The organism is Planctomycetia bacterium (assembly GCA_015200345.1).
In the GTDB taxonomy this organism is placed as follows: Bacteria; Planctomycetota; Phycisphaerae; order UBA1845; family UTPLA1; genus PLA3.
The window spans coordinates 195,709-209,171 of sequence record CP054187.1 but is presented as its reverse complement, the minus strand read 5'-3'; the positions used below and the strand labels follow the sequence as shown (position 1 = coordinate 209,171).

At 62.8% G+C, this 13,463-nt stretch carries 13 protein-coding genes and 1 tRNA gene; 4 read left to right on the top strand and 10 right to left on the bottom strand.

Annotated elements, in window-relative coordinates:
- Positions 1-2 precede the first annotated feature (2 nt).
- Genes HRU71_00955 through HRU71_00940 form a run of 4 tightly spaced genes read right to left on the bottom strand, consistent with a single transcriptional unit; the run spans position 3 to position 4,007 of the window.
- The gene (locus tag HRU71_00955) at positions 3-1,076 is read right to left on the bottom strand and encodes a VWA domain-containing protein (protein QOJ02140.1); all 1,074 of its coding nucleotides are present in this window, start codon (positions 1,074-1,076) and stop codon (positions 3-5) included.
- Positions 1,073-2,179 carry a hypothetical protein gene (locus tag HRU71_00950; protein QOJ02139.1) on the bottom strand — a complete coding sequence of 369 codons (1,107 nt, stop codon included), beginning with the start codon at positions 2,177-2,179 and terminating at the stop codon, positions 1,073-1,075. The genes HRU71_00955 and HRU71_00950 overlap by 4 nt, the downstream gene beginning before the upstream one ends.
- Positions 2,176-3,051, bottom strand: coding sequence for a DUF58 domain-containing protein (locus tag HRU71_00945; protein ID QOJ02138.1), 876 nt, complete (start codon positions 3,049-3,051; stop codon positions 2,176-2,178). The genes HRU71_00950 and HRU71_00945 overlap by 4 nt, the downstream gene beginning before the upstream one ends.
- Positions 3,048-4,007, bottom strand: coding sequence for a MoxR family ATPase (locus HRU71_00940; GenBank protein QOJ04881.1), 960 nt, complete (start codon positions 4,005-4,007; stop codon positions 3,048-3,050). Before HRU71_00940 ends, HRU71_00945 begins: the two co-directional genes overlap by 4 nt.
- A 262-nt stretch (positions 4,008-4,269) precedes the next feature.
- On the opposite strand from HRU71_00940, the gene HRU71_00935 reads away from it, so the two are divergent.
- Positions 4,270-4,342, top strand: a tRNA-Ile gene (locus tag HRU71_00935).
- Position 4,343: 1 nt separating this feature from the next.
- On the opposite strand, the gene HRU71_00930 is transcribed toward HRU71_00935, so the two are convergent.
- From HRU71_00930 to HRU71_00915, 4 genes are read right to left on the bottom strand one after another with little or no spacing between them, the layout of a single operon-like run.
- Positions 4,344-5,591, bottom strand: a complete 1,248-nt coding sequence (locus HRU71_00930) for a DUF4261 domain-containing protein (GenBank protein ID QOJ02137.1) — start codon at positions 5,589-5,591, stop codon at positions 4,344-4,346.
- A gap of 19 nt (positions 5,592-5,610) precedes the next feature.
- Positions 5,611-6,018: an acyl-CoA thioesterase gene (locus HRU71_00925; GenBank protein ID QOJ02136.1), complete on the bottom strand. Its 408-nt coding sequence runs from the start codon at positions 6,016-6,018 to the stop codon at positions 5,611-5,613.
- A 31-nt stretch (positions 6,019-6,049) separates the two neighbouring features.
- Positions 6,050-7,072 (bottom strand): N-acetylmuramic acid 6-phosphate etherase, encoded by a 1,023-nt coding sequence (gene murQ, locus HRU71_00920; protein QOJ02135.1) that lies wholly within the window; start codon positions 7,070-7,072, stop codon positions 6,050-6,052.
- The gene (locus HRU71_00915) at positions 7,069-8,274 is read right to left on the bottom strand and encodes an anhydro-N-acetylmuramic acid kinase (protein ID QOJ02134.1); all 1,206 of its coding nucleotides are present in this window, start codon (positions 8,272-8,274) and stop codon (positions 7,069-7,071) included. The genes murQ and HRU71_00915 overlap by 4 nt, the downstream gene beginning before the upstream one ends.
- Positions 8,275-8,696: 422 nt before the next feature.
- Between HRU71_00915 and HRU71_00910 the strand changes: the two genes are divergently transcribed.
- Positions 8,697-9,299, top strand: coding sequence for an HD-GYP domain-containing protein (locus tag HRU71_00910; protein QOJ02133.1), 603 nt, complete (start codon positions 8,697-8,699; stop codon positions 9,297-9,299).
- Positions 9,300-9,436: 137 nt separating this feature from the next.
- Positions 9,437-10,252: a hypothetical protein gene (locus HRU71_00905; protein QOJ02132.1), complete on the top strand. Its 816-nt coding sequence runs from the start codon at positions 9,437-9,439 to the stop codon at positions 10,250-10,252.
- Positions 10,253-10,424: 172 nt separating this feature from the next.
- On the opposite strand, the gene nadA is transcribed toward HRU71_00905, so the two are convergent.
- Complete coding sequence (nadA, locus tag HRU71_00900) at positions 10,425-11,576, bottom strand: quinolinate synthase NadA (protein ID QOJ02131.1); 1,152 nt, start codon at positions 11,574-11,576, stop codon at positions 10,425-10,427.
- 351 nt (positions 11,577-11,927) lie between these two features.
- On the opposite strand from nadA, the gene HRU71_00895 reads away from it, so the two are divergent.
- On the top strand, positions 11,928-12,494 hold the full coding sequence (locus tag HRU71_00895) for a DUF2617 family protein (protein ID QOJ02130.1): 567 nt from the start codon (positions 11,928-11,930) through the stop codon (positions 12,492-12,494).
- Positions 12,495-12,903: 409 nt separating this feature from the next.
- On the opposite strand, the gene HRU71_00890 is transcribed toward HRU71_00895, so the two are convergent.
- Positions 12,904-13,461 (bottom strand): phosphatidylglycerophosphatase A, encoded by a 558-nt coding sequence (locus tag HRU71_00890; protein QOJ02129.1) that lies wholly within the window; start codon positions 13,459-13,461, stop codon positions 12,904-12,906.
- Between the last annotated feature and the right edge of the window lie 2 nt (positions 13,462-13,463).

Here is a 13,463-nt window from a genome sequence, read left to right as displayed (position 1 = left end):
ATTCAGGGGATCGTGCGCAGGCGTGTCTGCGCCAGAACGACTTCCAGAGCCAGCAACACCATCGCCAGCAACAGCGGCGGCGGCAACTGCAAGGTGCCCCACGTCAGCCAGTTGTACGACAGTTCCGTCATCAGGTAATACCGGGTCTCGTCGATCGCGCTACGCTCCAATTTGTCTATCTCGGCATACACCTGCGCCAGGGCTTGTTCATCTCGAGCACGGAAATACCGGCCACCGGTCAGCTCCGCCACCTTCTTCAGAGGCTCGTCGTTGATCTGGACCGGAATCCGCATCGTCTGCCCGAACAGGCTTTGTTGTTCGACGTAATCGGCCATGGCGCCGATCGTGTACACCTTTACGCCGAGCGCCGCCGCCGCTTGCGCCGCCTTTTCCGGCTCATATTTGCCGGCGTTCTGTTCGCCGTCGGTCAGCAGCACAATCACCCGGCTCTTGACTTTGTAATCGTCCGATTTCTGAAACCGCCGCTCTATGTTGCGGATCCGCTCGACCGCCAGCAGCAGCGCGTCGCCGATGGCCGTGCCGTCCTCGTCGCGCGTGGCGGGCGGCTGCACTTCGCCCAAGGCCCGAATGACATGCTGATGATCGCGCGTCAGCGGGCATTCCGTGTCAGGATAGCGCGCAAAAACAATCAGGCCGATCAGATCATCGCGCCGACCGGCCAGTCCCGTCTTGTTTCCCTCAACGAACTCCCGCACCACGTCCTTCACGACCTCTAAACGCGAGATGCGCCGTCCGTTTCGCTCACCAAACGGCTCGCGCATGCTTCCCGACCGATCAACCACCAGTTGGATCGCGATGCCTTCCGTCTGAACGCGCGTTTGCTCATCCGCTTTTTGCGGTCGTGCCACCGACAACACCAGCAACAGCACCGTCAGCGTGCGAAGCAACGGCAACGTCGCGCGCCAGCGTGCGCGCCGCGCAGCCCCCGCCTGCACGAGCACCGACACGTCGGAGAATTGCACCATCGCGCGACCCCGGCGCCGACGGTACGCCCACCAGACCACCGGCACGAACAGCGCCAGGCCCAAGAGCCACGAGTTTGCCAGTTGAATCACGGCCCGGCCCTCCGTGATCCATGCCGAGGGATAGCAGCCTGCGCCGCCACGGGGGCTTTGAGTAGCTCGCCGTTCCCGCCCACATCGGCCGTTTCGACAATAACCCGTCGTGCCGTGTCTTCCACCCATTTCACGTCGGCGTCACCGGGCGTGTGCCGCGCGTATTTCACCGGGTCGCACGCGTCCACGAATTGCTGAAGCACGGTCTTGTGAACGGCCTGGAGATATTTCGAATCACGCAGCGAGCGGATGAACTCCTCGCTGGTCTGCTCGCCCGCCGTGATGCCGAAGCGACGCTCAATGTACTCCCGCAGCAGCGCGTTGATTCGGTAGTAAAACTCCTGCACCAAGCCACGCGGCACCAGCCGCTCCGCGATCAGGCGATCCAACTCACCCAGTGCCCAGATATGCGCGGGCACGATTCGCTCCTCGCGCTCGGTGACAATCGCTTGCGGACCGCGCCGTCGCGCAAAACGCCGCGCCGCCAGCGCCACGGCCGCTGTCCCCACAATCACACCGATGACCCACCACCAGATCGGTGGCAACCCCGCCCACGCCAACGACACCGGCCCCTTCGCGTCGGCCAATTGCCCTTCGACAATCACTGCGATCGGGTCTATCGTTGCCGTGCCGCGCGACTTGCCCGTCGAGCCGTCCAGCCGTTCGCGGGCATCCTCGTATTCAACCGAGATCGGTCCCGTGACGGCGGTGCCCGGCACGACCGGTTCCAGCACTTGCTCCACAACCGCGCGCACGCCGTCGGCCGTTTCAGTTCGCTGGATGTCCCCCGACTGCTTCACCACGAAGTCGCCCAGCACGCCCTTCGCCTCGGGCATGGAGATCTTCACGCCGCGCTCGGCATCTACGCTTATGGTGAGCCGAATCGAAGTCAGAAGATCCGTCCGGTCTCGATCCAGTTCGACGCGCAACAGCACAGGGCCTTCCCTCTTCTCGCGCCGAATCGGCTGCGGGGCGGGTTGGGACGAAACCGGCTCGTTGGCATGGGACGAAGAAACGCCGCGCAGCATCGCCGCATCGCCGACAAACTCCAGCACGACGGCGGCCACCATCGCAAGAACGAATTCGCGTCGCCGTCTCTTCACAGCCGCGCCTCCCGTGCTCGAAAGAATCGCGTCAACGGTTCGGCGATGGACTGGCCGGTCTGTAATTCGATGCAGTCGGCGCGCATCCGCTTGAACAACTCTCGTCGTGCCGCAATGGCCGTTTCGGCGCGTCGTCGAATCTCTTCGCGAAACGACCGGCTCGACGCGTCCACTGTGACCCACTGTCCCGTCTCGCTGTCGACCAGCTCCACGAATCGCGTCTTGGGCCATTCGCGCTCGCGCTCATCGCTGACGGCGATGGAGATGACATCGTGACGCCGCCGCGCCGCACGCAAGGGCTTCTCAAACGGCCCTGCAAGAAAGTCGCTTACCACGAACACGACGCTTCGCCGGCGCAACACGCGATTCATGTAATCCAGCGCTCCCGCGAGGTCCGTCCCGCGGCCTTGCGGCTCCAGCGCCAGCAATTCGCGGATGACCCACAGCACATGCCGCGTGCCCTTGTCCGGCTTGATGTAACGCTCGATGCGATCCGAAAAACCAATCAGCCCGACTTTGTCGTTGTTCTTGATCGCGCTGAACGCCAGCGTTGCCCCGATCTCCGCCGCCAGTTCACGCTTAAGCTGATCGCGGCTGCCGAACTCCTGCGATGCGCTCACATCGACCAGCAGCATCACCGTCAGCTCGCGTTCTTCACGAAACCGCTTGATGAAGGGTCGCCCCTGCCGCGCCGTGACGTTCCAGTCGATGCTTCGTATCTCGTCGCCGGGCTGGTATTCGCGCACCTCCTCGAACTCCATGCCCTGACCCTTGAAGGCGCTGTGGTACTGCCCGGCGAACACGTCGTCGGCCATGTGCATCGTCCGGATGTGAATCCGGCGGATCTTCTTCAATAGTTCGTTGGGCGTCATGGAACAGGAACGTGATCCAGGATCTGCTTGATGATCGCGTCGCTGGTCATCTCTTCCGCCTCCGCTTCATACGTAATGATGACGCGATGGCGGAGGATTCCCGGAGCGACGTCTTTCACATCCTGCGGCGTGACGAAGCCCCGCCCCGCCAGGAACGCCCGCGCCTTGGCCCCCAGCGTCAGCATGATCGTCGCGCGCGGCGATGCACCGTATTGGATCAGGTGCTTGATGTTCAACCCATACGACGAGGGATCGCGCGTCGCGATCACGAGGCTCACCACGTAATCCTTGATTTTGTCATCAATGTAAATTTCGTCCACCGCCTGGCGCGCCTTGATGATGTCACCCGGCTGCATGACCGGCTCGATCGACCAGTCCGGCGAGGTTGTCGCCATGCGATCCAGAATCTGCCGCTCCTGTTCGCGACTGGGATACGTCACCGTCACCTTGAACATGAACCGGTCGACCTGCGCCTCGGGCAGCGGGTAGGTCCCTTCCTGTTCGATCGGATTCTGCGTCGCCAGCACGAGAAACGGCTCCGGCAACGCGAACGTCTCGTCTCCGATTGTGACCTGACGCTCCTGCATTGCCTCCAGCAGCGCGCTTTGCACCTTTGCGGGCGCGCGATTGATCTCATCCGCGAGGATGATGTTCGAGAAGATCGGCCCCTTCTTGACCGTAAACGTCCCCTGCTGCGGCTGGTAAATCAGCGTACCGATCACGTCAGCCGGGAGCAGATCGGGCGTGAATTGAATACGCGAAAATCCCGTCTGGATGCCCCGCGCGAGGCATGTCACCGAGAGCGTCTTCGCCAAGCCGGGCACGCCTTCGAGCAGCATGTGGCCGTTGGCGAGCAGCCCGACCAGGAGATGGTCGATCAGCGATTCCTGCCCGACGATCACCTGATGCATGGCCGCGCGCAGCCGTGCGAAGGGTTCGCTGGCCGCCTTGATCATGGGTCCGATGTGCTTGATGTCCAGTTGGGTCACGCCTGCCTCCTGTTGGGGAATGTCGCGTTGCCGTTTAATTACTCGGCAGGGAGTGCATCGTATCCCAACTACGACGATCCGTCGGCGCGGCCCCTGTCAGCCTATGCCCGAACACCGGGCGGGCTTACGAAACTGTTACAGCAGGAGAGTTCTGCTTTCCTGTTTGGTCCGCGGGCTGACCAGCCCTTATCATCCGCCGGGTCGCCGCGGACCAAGCCGTAGCGCGGTCGGGCCTGTAGCTCAATGGTTAGAGCAGGGGACTCATAATCTCCGGGTTCTCGGTTCGAGTCCGAGCAGGCCCAGTCAGCATTCCTTCGGACTTAGCGCCAGAATCTCTCGCCCCGGAGCAAGCGTGCTCCGCCTTCGTTCACACCGCCATCGGCCGTACGAACCGATCGTGCGCTCGTCACCGTCCTGCCAGTCACAACCGCGAGCAAAAAACTCCTCCGCGAGGTGATAGAGCACCCGTGCGATGCGCTCATCCGGCTCACCCGGCGTGACGATCTCGAGGTCCGGCAGGCCGAAGGCGTGCAGGCCGACGGTGTCGGAAGCGACGGCCTGCGGCTCGCTGCCCTCTAGCGGCGTCACGCGAAAGTTGATGCAGGTCTCCATGGCATCGTGTACGGCCTCTCGCGCCGACTCCTGGCCCCTGGGCATGTGCCGCACGGTGTCCTCGCGGCTTGCCCCTTGCGCAGTCCCTCTTGCGACCGGTCGCAACAGCCGCGCCCCCTCCCACAACACCCCACAGACCGGAGCGAACTCGGCGATAGCCGCGTGAGCCAGACGGTGTACCGCTACCAGTTCGGTTCGCGAAGCGCCCGCCGGAGCGCGGGTCACGAGTCGAACATGACCGGCGTGTTCGCGGCACGCCTGCAATGCATCAGGCCAGTCGAAGGTCTGCGCGGCTGCCTCGGCCAGCGCGGCGCCGTCCCATGCCGACCGCTGACTCATCCCCTCGATCGTGAATTCCCCGATTCGGGCTTGCCACGTCGCTGTGGTTCCCGCGGATGTGAGCTGCGCATCGCGCCGGCCCGATCGGCGCACCGATGCCACGAAAATGTCACCCGTCACCTGATGCGCCTCGCGAAGGAGTGCGACCGTCACAAACGGCGGCGCAGACGCCGAGACCGCCCCGGGTATTTCGCGCTCGGATGAATTCTCGCTGAACTCGGAGCCGTCCTCGGCGATCGATGTTGCGCGGCGCTCCTTCACGGTTGCAGATCGGATCGCCCCCTCATCGCCCGGCATGGGGTCGGATCCGTCTTGAATCGCCGGATTCGCACCGCGCGCGGCCTGTTGCGACGCGATCCTGCGCTCGATCTCGCGCGCGCGGGCACGCAGGCCGATCTCCATCGCCGCAGCCACCGCCAGGCAGCCCCAGCCGATGCTCGTCGCGTGTCCTGTTGCCCACGCGCCGATCAGCAACAGCGCCGCAATACTGTGCATCAGCCGTCCGACGGAATCGCGTCCGTCTTCCGTGGCGGCAGTCATCGCACCGTGAATCGCACTGGCGAACGCGAGCATGCCGATCGTGACAAAAACCCAGATCACGCAGAGACCGCCGTTCGATTCAAGGTTCGGAGTGAATGAAGATTTCGTCGGGGATCGGGATCAATTTGCCCGATCGATCGATGCATGCAAGCACCGAATTGGCCTCACAGAGCACCACGCCATCGCGCTTCAACAAGTAGGAGTGATCGATCCGCGCTCGCGTCATCCGCTCAATCTTCGTCGTCAGCGTCAGCTCGTCATCGTAGTACGCCGGGGCCTTGAAACGGCACTCGATCCGCGCGACCGCGAACAACACCCCCGCCGACTCCAGATCGCGATAGCGAAAACCCGCCTGCCGCAGCAACTCCGTCCGCCCCATCTCGAAATACTCGAAGTACTTCGAGTGATGAAGGTAGCCCATCGGATCGCTCTCGGCGTAGCGCACGCGGATCGTCAGATCGCAGGTCGTAGGTGGCTTCTCTTGCATGGCCGCCATTGTCGATGAACCGGCGGCACTTTCAAGCGCGCGATCGCGCCCTCGCAGTTCGCGCACGGCGCGATCCTGTGCCCGCCGACTGGATGACCCCTCGTACCCGGCCGCCGTGCCGTCGCAGCAATTGTTCCGCCGCGTCGCGGGGCAGGCCGCACAGGCCCATCACGATCGCCGTCTTCGCGCTTCCGCGCGCCGCGCGAAGCAGCCGGCCTGACGAGGAGTATGAATGCCCCGTCACTTCGCTGACGACGCGTGTCGCGCGATCCACCAGTTTGCGACACGCATAGCTGTTCAAATCGACCATCAGGTTGCCGAACGTCTTGCCGAGCCGAACCATCGACAGCGTCGTGATCATGTTCAACACCAGCTTGGTCGCCGTCCCGGCCTTCAAACGCGTCGAGCCAGTCAGCACTTCCGGACCGACAAGCACGCGGATGTCCACGTCGCACGTCGCGCGAACCTGTTGCCGCGGCACGCAGGCGAAGAAAATCGTCTTCGCGCCGCGCCGCCGCGCCTCGGCCAGCGCCGCATGCACATACGGCGTCGTGCCCCCGGTCGCGATGCCCATCAGCACGTCGTGCCGGGTCAGTTTCATGTCTCGAATCGCCGCAACCGCTGCACTCGCCTCGTCTTCGGCGCCCTCCACGCTTCGCCAGAGCGCCTTCTTTCCGCCGGCGATGATGCCGCGAACCATTCGCGGATCGCTGCGAAACGTTGGCGGACACTCCGACGCATCCAGAACGCCCAGCCGCCCGCTTGTTCCCGCGCCGATGTAAATCAGCCGGCCGCCGTGCTGCCAGGCGGCGGACACCATCTCAATTGCACGGACAATTTCGCGCTTCGCTTTCGCGACGGCACGCGGAACTTGCGCGTCTTCGGCGTTCATCACCTCGAATGCATCGGAGAGGGTTAACGCGTCAAGATTCATCGATCGTCTGTTGCGCTGTTCGGTCAGCAGGTGGCCGCGGCGCTGATGCTTCGCGGCGCCAAGGCCCCTCGTTCCACGTCGAATCGGCTTCGCGCGACGAGTACGATCGCTGCGCTTCATCGTACGGCCCCCGGTTCATACACCTGCCCCAGCAGCACGCGCCGACTTGCCCCGGTCACGCGCCGCAGGTTCGCGGGAACGCCGTCCACCCGCGCGGCTGCCAGCATGGCGAACGATACGCTCTCCTTGGCCGCGTCGGAGATGCCATATTCCGAGATATCGCAGACCCGTGCGCCGGCCAGCCGGTCATCCAGCGAAAGATAGCGCTTCAGCATATTGACCAGTGTCGCGTTACGCGCTCCGCCGCCGCACAGGATGATTTCATCCACACGCGGCCCATGCCGCTTGAATGGCAGGTGCAGGATGCAGCTCAACCAGATGGTCGCGGCGGTGGCATCCGTGGCCGTGGCGATCCAATCAGCCGGGCGCAGCCGCCGCCGCGCATTCTTTTTCAAGAGCTGTTCAACGTAAGCTTCGCCGAACTCCTCGCGACCGAAACTACGAGGCGGAATGCGAATCAACTCCTTGTGCGGCGTCATCTCGAGTGCCAGCTTTGCGTCTATTCGGCCGGTTGCTGCCATGCGGCCGCCGGCGTCGAACGACTTGCGATCGCGAGAAAAATGCCGCACCAGCGCGTCGATGACCATCATGCCCGGCCCGGTGTCGAAGGCGACCACGTGATCCGGCCCGCGCCCCGCCGGCAAGTACGTCAGATTTGCAATGCCGCCGATGTTCTGAACAAGGCGCGTGCGCCGCGGATCATGAAAAAGCACCCAGTCGGTCCACGGCACCAGCGGCGCCCCCTGCCCTCCTGCCGCGATGTCCGCCGAACGAAAGTCGCTCACCACCGGCGCGCCCAACTCTTGCGCAATCGTCGCGGCATCGCCGATCTGAAGCGTTGCGCTCGGCCCGCCACGTGCAACAGCGCTTCCCGACGGCAGATGGCAAATCGTCTGACCGTGTGAGCCGACCAGATCGATCTGGCGAAGCCCCATCCGCCGCAACAGCGCCCGCGCCGCCTCCCCAAATGCAAGTCCGATTTCGCGATGCAGCAGGCACAATTCCTCTGTTTGCGTGCCCGCTGGAGCCATCGCGGCCAGCAACCGCTGACGCAGCATGGGCCGGTACGCCCGATGAAGATGCCCCAGAAGTCGGACCTTCATCCCGGCGCCGCGGCCCGATACTTCGCAGACCACCGCGTCCACGCCGTCGGCGCTGGTGCCGCTGTTCAGACCGAGAATCCGTCGCCTTCGCCTGCCCAAGCCGGTTTATCCCCGCTTTTCGGCCGCGCTGGCCGACCCCAAACCAATATATATACAAAAGTATTTATTTTGCCGCGTTTCGGGGCGGTCCGACCCGCTTATCGCACCGGACGTTCGCCCCATTCGCTTGCTAAAGGCCATACTGCGCTCAATCCGATCTGGGACTCGCCGTCGCCCTGTGCGACGCGCCCGTGGGAAGCCGCTAACGTGCGACAGGATAACCGATGACCTTACTGGGTGCTGACTCCGCTCTTGTTGCCCCCTCTCGCCGGAGGCGCCCAGCCATCCTGCCAGGATCACCGCGCCTCGCCACCGAAATCAATCAGACCGGCACCGAGGACGCCTCCCAGGTCATTCGCCTTCTCACGCGCCGCGTGACGCGCCTCCAACGACGCCTCCAACACGCTCATGTGGACAGTATCATGGCGCTGGTCAGCGCCGTCGAGGCCAAAGATCCCTATACGCGCCATCACTCGCTGAACGTCTCAAGTTATGCCGAGGCGCTGGCCGTGGCGATCGGCCTCTCCGACAAGGACCGCGAACTCGTCAAGATCGCCGCCATGCTTCATGATGTTGGCAAAATCGGTCTGCCCGACTCCATCCTCACCAAGCCCGGCCCGCTCACCGATGTCGAGTACAGCCTCATGAAAGAGCATGCCGCCATCGGCGCTGCCATCCTCAAACCGGTCAGCTTCCTGAACCGCGTCCGGCCGCTCGTCCTGCATCACCACGAGTGGTACAACGGTCGCGGGTATCCCGCCGGGCTTCGCGGTCTTGAGATTCCTTTGGGCGCACGCATCCTCCACGTCGCCGACGCCATCGACGCCATGGCTTCACCGCGCACCTACAAGGCCGCCTTCCCCGTCGAACGCACCATCGCCCAACTCCTCGACGGCCGCGGCGAGCAGTTCGACCCCGACATCGCCGATCACGCCGTCCGCTGGCTACAGGCCAACTCCCAGCGGCCCCAGCGCGAAGCCACCGCCCTCCTGCGCCGGATCGCCCGCCGCGCCGGATCGGCCTGATACGCACTCTTCCTTGCGATTCCTGACGTTTGGTCACTCGCTTGCCAACGCCCCGCCGCGTCGATCATCATGCTCCCGCTCATCGGCCGCACGCGCGGCCGGTTACGTTTCTTTGCCTATCACCGGGAGATTTGCCTGTGAGTGCCGCCCCATCCGCACCGTCGGCCGTCGCCGACCAGTCGCCGCCCATGAACATGAACGTCGGACTTCAGTTCTTCCTGATTCTCGACATGATGATCCGCCTGTTGATCTGGTCCACCTCGCTGGCCTTTACTTGTGCGATCTTCTCGCGATTCGGGCTGTGGCGGTCGTTCCCGATCATCGGTGCGCCCCTGGGCGAAGCCTGGCAATGGGCCATGACGCTCTCCAACTGGATCGTGCTGTTCAACATGATCTACGTGGCGGAGTTGATCCTCCTGCGCGTGCTGGTCCCCACGCCGCGCACCGGCGTCTATCCCACCAATCGCCCCCTGAAAATGACCGACCCCCGTGCGCGGCAACTGATCTATGCCTGCTTCCTCGGTGTCCTGACTAAAGCGCGGTACGAAGCCCCCTTCCCCGCGTTTCTCGTGTATCACTTCTCGGCGATTCCGCCCTTGCGATGGATCTTCATCCCGCTGTTCGGGCCGAAGACAAAATCGACGAACGTGACCGATCCACTCTGCCTCGATCCGTCCTTCGTCGAAATTGGCAAGAACGTGGTCATCGGTTCCAACGCCACACTCGCCGGTCACATCCAGGTGCCCGACATGGTCGCGATCCGCAAGACCGTCATTGAGGATGACGTGCTGGTCGGCGCGAACTCCATCGTCTTCGGCGGCGCGCACATCAAGAAAGGCGCCATCGTCGCCGCCGGCTCCATCGTCGCCCCCTACACCATCATCGGGCCGAACGAATACTGGTCCGGCGTCCCGGCCGTGAAGATTCGAAATTGGAGAGAGTCGCCGGCGTAGTGCCGCGCATGGCCGAGCCGCGACCGTCAGGGAGTGGGTTCTCCGATTTTCCAATCCGGCCCAATCATGCGGCGGATTGCGGCGCACCTCGACAACTGCCGAATTACTGCGTTCATTATGGAACGGGATTCCCGGTCCATGACTGGCACGGCTCGAACCGCGCGACCCATTCCTAATCCACCGTTGCCGCTGCCTTCGCGTTGCCCGTGCCCACCAGCGACAGCATCCGATCCAGCGCCAGCCGCGCCAGCGTGCGGGTCTCCGAATCAACGCGGATCTGATTCGTCACCCGCCCAACCGCCAGCTCATCCAGCGCGAACAACAAATGCTTCAAGTCAATCCGATACATCGTCGTACACAGGCATTGAATTCCCGCCAGCAGTCGCACCGTCTTCACGCCTTCATAGCGCTTCGCCAGTCGATGCACCAGATGCACCTCCGTCCCCACGGCCCACTTGCTGCCGGCCGGCGCGGCGTCGATCGTCTTCAGAATGAACTCTGTGCTGCCCGCCATGTCGGCCTTCTGCACCACCGACCAATCGCACTCCGGATGCACGATCACGTTGTATGCAGGATCCGCAGCGCGGATATCCTCCACCTGTTTCGCCGTGAACAACTGATGCACGCTGCAATGGCCCTTCCATAGAAGGAACGTCGCCGCGCGAACCTGCTCGGCCGTCAGCCCCCCCTGCGCCTGCTTCGGGTCATACACCACCATGCTCTCGAGCGGCCAGCCCATGTCATAGGCTGTGTTCCGACCCAGATGCTGATCCGGCAGGAAAATCACTTTTCGATTCACGTTCGGTGCAGACGGCGTCGATCCCGCCAACGCCCATTCGAGCACGGCCCGCGCGTTCGAACTCGTGCAGCAGGCCCCCCCGTGGCCGCCGACGAAACCCTTCACGGCGGCCGAAGAATTGACATATGTGATGGGGATGATCGTGGCGTCAGCCACGCCGGTAAGCCAATCCCACGCCTCCTCGACCTGTTCAATACCTGCCATGTCCGCCATGCTGCATCCGGCAGACAGATCGGGCAGGATCACCTTCACCCGCTCGTCAGTCAGGATGTCAGCCGATTCGGCCATGAAATGCACGCCGCAGAAGATGACAAACTCCGCATCCTTCTGCGCGGCAGCCAGTTGCGAAAGCTTGAAACTGTCGCCAGTGAAGTCGGCGAACTCAATCACATCATCTTGTTGATAATGATGCCCGAGAATCACGATCCGACGCCCAAATTCCGCCTTGCGTTCGGCAATGCGACGTCGCAGTTCGTCCTGCGAATAAGCGGCGTATCGCGGCGGCAGTGGTGGCTGGTAGAGCATGGATTGATTCTGGCCCCTTCAGGGGCATTCTAGGGTAGCGGCAACGCCATCGAAACGACGTTGTAAGCGGGTTTGGCGGTTTGTTCTACGGTTCATGCAGAGATCGGGAATCCGGCTTCGCCTGCTCAAAAAAATCGTTCAATTCGTCCAGCGGGCAGTTGCTTTAACTTCGGCATCGGCTCCGGAATGCATGGCAAGGCAAATCCATTCTTGAGCGAAGGTTAGAGAGGCTCATTTCGTCGAACATTTTCGTTGCGAAAGCGTATTTCACACGGATATAATGGTGTCAACCATGATTCGTCTGGTTGCTAACATCATGGATCGCCCACACATAGCCCTAGGGAGACGCCCTTGGAACTTGGCCTCACGAAACAACGCAGCACCGATCTGAACTTCTACCTGTATCGCCGGGCGCTCCATCCCGAGCTTTTCCACATTTACCTGGACAAGCACATCAAGTACGGGAACTTCCAGGCGGACATCTGGATCGTCGGCTTGAGCCACCTCGTCACGTTGCAGAGCAACGGCACGATGGTGACGGAGTTGACCTCCCCGCCCAATGATCTGCTGACCGAGCGCAATCTCGTCACGCAGTTCCGCTTCCGCGGCGAGCGCGATTTTCAGTACCGCTTCAACGACAACATGCGGTACATTTTCAGCAGCCAGGTCGAAGAGATGACGGAACACATCTTCCGCACAACGTACCGCGATCTGGTTCGCTACGCCAAGCAGAAGGGGCTGTACGTCCCGTACGAGCAATGGGCGAGCAATGGCCTCGAGCCGTTCAGCTTCATTGATTACGAGACGCGCGCGACCGAGCTGCACATTCACGCGTATCACGCCTTCCCCGGCGAGTGGCGCATTCTTCGCACGCAGTCGATCTTCGAGACCGGCCCCAGCGCGAAGAAGGGCGGCTGATCGGGCGATCCCCAAACTCGTGTTGTTAATACCTCAAGCGAGGTCGGCGCGAATTCTTGTTTGTGACCGATTTGCGCGGCGCGAATTTTTGCGCGAATCGTCACGACGCAGTTGCATTTCCTCCGTGACTGTGCTATGAGTGTATCAGCATGGTTTGTGTTTCTGTCATGTTCGAGAACGGAGGCACCGTTTCCTTGAACCGATATGCTTGAACACTGGGGGTCGCGCGACCTTGGCCTGCACCGGGCGAACTTCGCTGCATCGTATTTGACGAAGCGGCCTGGGCGGCCCGCAAGACTCCCCCCTTTTGCAAGGGGTTCAAGAGACAACGCCTTCGAACGGCATTGCGACGGAGCACGCCAGCTTTTGAAATGACCCGTGTCGTGCCATTGGTGCGGCACGGGTTTTTTCATGCCAGGCCCAGCCAGCCGGGCGCCCACCGCGCTCCCGCGTGGAGAATCGCCAGCGTATAAAGACCCGCCACCACGTCGTCCAGCACCACGCCCCAGCCGCCCGGCACGCGCCGCTCAACCCAGCTCGCCGGCCAGACCTTGGCGATGTCGATCGCTCGTTCGAGAAGGAACGCCGCGACGATGAGCTGCCACGACACAGGCAGACCGACCAGCGCGATCAGGTAACCCGGCAATTCATCAATCACGTTTCGCTTGCTGTCCTGTTCGTTCAGGATGCGGTCCGTCGCGCCGGCCACCCAGACGGACACGAGCGTGAACACCCCCACGAAACCCACATACGGCGCCCACGCGAGTTTCAGTGCGCCAACCAGCAGCAGATAGAGCGGAATCCCCACGACGGCAACGGCAACCGTGCCCGAAGCAATCGGCACGAATCCCACATACGCCAGTGAGCCGACGAAAAGCAGCAACCGCTGCGCGGTCGTACGCGGCTGCGAATTGCCGGATGGGGAGATCGCTTCGCTGCGCGACGGTGATGGGGATGGTTCGCCCATTA